Annotated in this window: 1 protein-coding gene and 1 pseudogene; both read right to left on the bottom strand. The window is 43.2% G+C overall.

Translation table 11 applies throughout. From position 1 onward, the window contains the following. A pseudogene (locus tag A3762_RS07635) lies at positions 1–215 on the bottom strand (AAA family ATPase); the annotation flags it as partial. Then, positions 212–972 (bottom strand): ATP-binding protein (locus A3762_RS07630; RefSeq protein WP_231878765.1); only part of this gene is annotated, 761 nt, incomplete at its 5' end. The pseudogene A3762_RS07635 and the gene A3762_RS07630, both read right to left, overlap by 4 nt.

Below are 972 nucleotides of genomic sequence, written 5' to 3'. Positions count from 1 at the left end.
TCGAGAACTTTAAAGCCTTCGCTTGATCCGCCAGGGTCAGGTGGAAGACCTAAATCAAGTGTTACAACTGCTGGTTCATATCTGCGTAGCAAGGAAATCGCTGTTTCTCGATCTGAGGCCATGTGTACTTCAACATCATCGTTAAAACACCAGCGCATTTGGCTTTGTAAGCCAGGGTCATCTTCGATAATGAGTAGGGTTTTGCTCACGATCATGCTTCCTTGTCTTGCTGTGGTTTTTGTATCGCCTGAGGCTTATGCTCTGGCTGAGGCTCTTCTAATAACGGAATGCTTAAGGTGAAGCAGGTGCCTATATCTGGTTCACTGGTTACGCTGATTGAGCCGCCAATTTTACGCAGATACTCTCTACTTTGGTAGGCTCCTATGCCCATTCCTGTTAAGCCTTTTGTACTTGAAAATGGTTTGAATAGTTCGTTGGTTATAAACTCTTCTTCCATGCCTGAGCCATTGTCTTGAATAAAGATAAACGCATAGTCTGGCGAGGCTTTTGTTGAAATATCTACGTGCCCATCTTTGCTACATGCCTCTATAGCATTTTGAGTAATATGTTCAATCACCGAAGCGAGTTGCTGAGCATCTGCTTGAATAGGGATATTTTCACTGTGTAGCTTTAAGGTTGGTACAGGTAGCGCATTGCGTTTTTCGTAACAAACTTTCGACAAGATATCGCACAGATTAATGTCACTGAGCTTCTCGTGTTGATTCGGGTTACGAATTTGCCCCAATAAATGCTCCATTTTTTCGACGGAATGACGAGTTGTTTCAATCATGTCGTCAACAAAAGCGGGATTCGATTTATGCTTCGGCGCATTTTTTACCATCATCGATAATTGCGCGATGATGGTTTTGATATCGTGAATCAAGAACGCAGAGGTTTGGTTTACAGCTTCGAATTGTTGAGACTGAGCGAGCTGTTCTTCTGAGGAGTGCTGATCGATATAACTACAGGCTT

Source organism: Oleiphilus sp. HI0125 (assembly GCF_001635355.1).
The sequence above is the reverse complement of the archived record's forward strand: the minus strand, read 5'-3'. Positions and strand labels throughout refer to the sequence as shown.